Below are 3,117 nucleotides of genomic sequence, written 5' to 3'. Positions count from 1 at the left end.
TCCAAGGTTTATAAGTGTTTCATCTGAGTGATGGCTGTCTCGTATCCCTTGAAGAAACATCATGCCTCTTCCGGGTCGGTTCAAGCCGATCGGGCAATTAGTACCAGTCAACTGAGTGCATTGCTGCACTTACATCTCCGGCCTATCGACGTGGTGGTCTTCCACGGCCCTCAGGGAGACCTTGTTTTGAGGGGGGCTTCCCGCTTAGATGCCTTCAGCGGTTATCCTGTCCGATCATAGCTACCCTGCACTGCTGCTGGCGCAACAACAGGTCCACCAGTGGATCGTTCACCCCGGTCCTCTCGTACTAGGGGCAACTCCTCTCAAGTCTCCGACACCCACGGCAGATAGGGACCGAACTGTCTCACGACGTTCTAAACCCAGCTCACGTACCACTTTAATCGGCGAACAGCCGAACCCTTGGGACCTGCTTCAGCCCCAGGATGTGATGAGCCGACATCGAGGTGCCAAACACTGCCGTCGATATGGACTCTTGGGCAGTATCAGCCTGTTATCCCCGGCGTACCTTTTATCCGTTGAGCGATGGCCCTTCCACTCGGGACCACCGGATCACTATGGCCGACTTTCGTCTCTGCTCGACTTGTCAGTCTTGCAGTCAGGCGGGCTTCTGCCATTGCACTCTACGGTTGATTTCCGACCAACCTGAGCCCACCATCGCGCGCCTCCGTTACTCTTTAGGAGGCGACCGCCCCAGTCAAACTACCCGCCACACAGGGTCCCGGAACCGGATAACGGTCCGCGGTTAGACAGCAAGCGAGCGAAGAGTGGTATCTCAAGGATGGCTCCCCGAAGACTGGCGCCTCCGGTTCAAAGCCTACCACCTATCCTGCACATCGCCGGCCTGCTGCCAGTGTGAAGCTGTAGTAAAGGTGCACGGGGTCTTTCCGTCTAACCGCGGGAACCCCGCATCTTCACGGGGAATTCAATTTCGCTGAGTCTGCATTGGAGACAGCGGGGAAGTCGTTACGCCATTCGTGCAGGTCGGAACTTACCCGACAAGGAATTTCGCTACCTTAGGACCGTTATAGTTACGGCCGCCGTTTACCGGGGCTTCAATTCAATGCTTGCACATCTCCTTTTAACCTTCCGGCACCGGGCAGGCGTCAGACCCTATACGTCGTCTTGCGACTTCGCAGAGCCCTGTGTTTTTAGTAAACAGTCGCCACCCCCTGGTCTGTGCCCCCGGACCATAGTTGCCTACAATCCGGGCCTCCTTCTCGCGAACTTACGGAGGCATTTTGCCGAGTTCCTTCAATGCAGTTCTCTCAAGCGCCTTGGTATGCTCTACCAGTCCACCTGTGTCGGTTTCGGGTACGGTCCTATGGAGGGCTATTTCCAGGAACCTCTAAGCGGCCCTTCCAATCCAATAAGGAAGAACAACCTTCGAGATCCGTCACCATCTCCTGGCCCAGGAATATTAACCTGGTTCCCATCGACTACGCCTTTCGGCCTTGCCTTAGGGGCCGGCTTACCCTGCTCAGATTAGCTTTAAGCAGGAACCCTTGGACTTTCGGCGAGAGTGTCTCTCACACTCTTTATCGCTACTCATGTCAACATTCTCACTTCTGATCGCTCCACCGGTACCTCACAGTCCGGCTTCACAGCAAAGACCTCGCCGACCGCATCTCTCAAAAGAAAGATAAAGTCGGCAGGTCTTGGTTCACAGAACGCTCCGCTACCACGCTTACGCGTCCAAAGCTTCGGCTCGTGGCTTGAGCCCCGGTACATCTTCGCCGCAGGACAACTTAATTAGACCAGTGAGCTGTTACGCTATCTTTAAAGGATGGCTGCTTCTAAGCCAACCTCCTGGTTGTTTTGGTCGTCCCACATGCTTTCCCACTTAGCCACGAATTAGGGGCCTTAGCTGTTGGTCAGGGTTGTTTCCCTCTCCACTACAGACGTTAGCATCTGCAGTGTGTCTGCCATATAGTACTCTTGGGTATTCGGAGTTTGGTTAGGATCAGTAAGACTGTGGGTCCCCATTACCCATCCAGTGCTCTACCCCCCAAGGTATTCATATGACGCTCTACCTAAATAGATTTCGCGGAGAACCAGCTATCTCCGAGTTTGATTGGCCTTTCACCCCTAGGCACAACTCATCCCGACCTTTTTCAACAGGTGTGGGTTCGGCCCTCCATTGCGTGTTACCGCAACTTCAGCCTGGTCATGCCTAGATCACTCGGTTTCGGGTCTGATCCTACGAACTCATGCGCCCTCTTAAGACTCGCTTTCGCTGCGCCTCCACCTATCGGCTTAAGCTTGCTCGTAAGACCAAGTCGTTGACCCATTATACAAAAGGTACGCCGTCACCTCTCAAGGAGGCTCCGACTGTTTGTAGGCGTCCGGTTTCAGGTACTGTTTCACTCCCCTCGTCGGGGTGCTTTTCACCTTTCCCTCACGGTACTGGTTCGCTATCGGTCAGTAAGGAGTACTTAGCCTTCGAAGGTGGTCCTCCGATCTTCAGACAGGATTTCACGTGTCCCGCCCTACTTAATACATCCTCTCATGCTTCGCATACGGGGCTGTCACCCATATCGCCCAGCTTTCCAACTGGTTCTGCTCACACTCAAGGCTTGGCTGGTCCGCTTTCGCTCGCCGCTACTCGCAGAGTCTCAATTGATGTCCTTTCCTCCGGGTACTTAGATGTTTCAGTTCCCCGGGTTTGCTCTTAAAACCCTATATATTCAGGAATTAAGTATCTGTTTTTGCACTCAGATAACCACATAGCTAGCCGCCACCAAACCGACCAAAGGTCGGCGCGGAGCGGTTATCGCTACGCGATAACTGAACACAATCAGATGGGTTCCCCCATTCGGAAATCCATGGATCAAAGCTTATTCTCAGCTCCCCATGGCTTATCGCAGAGTATCACGTCCTTCATCGCCTCTTACTGCCAAGGCATCCACCAAACGCCCTTTTCACGCTTGATCCGACCCGGAAGACGCATGACGCACCCTTTTAAATGCGTAATGTCTTCGTTTGTGTCTACGCAGCTAACCGCCACCCAACCGGCCAAGGGCCGGCGCGAAGCGGTCATCGCTACGCGATGACTCAAACAAAAGTCTTCGGATCGAGAAGTCATCACTCGTGCCCGAA

General features: G+C 53.9%; 1 rRNA gene. It reads right to left on the bottom strand.

What is annotated here, in order from left to right:
- Positions 1 to 76: 76 nt before the first annotated feature.
- Positions 77 to 2,951, bottom strand: a 23S ribosomal RNA gene (locus ACMA5I_RS15910).
- Positions 2,952 to 3,117: the final 166 nt, after the last annotated feature.

Source organism: Jujubicoccus corallicola, assembly GCF_047345645.1.
Classification (GTDB): Bacteria; Pseudomonadota; Alphaproteobacteria; order Rhodobacterales; family Rhodobacteraceae; genus JBLEFH01.
This window is presented reverse-complemented; position numbering and strand designations above follow the sequence as displayed.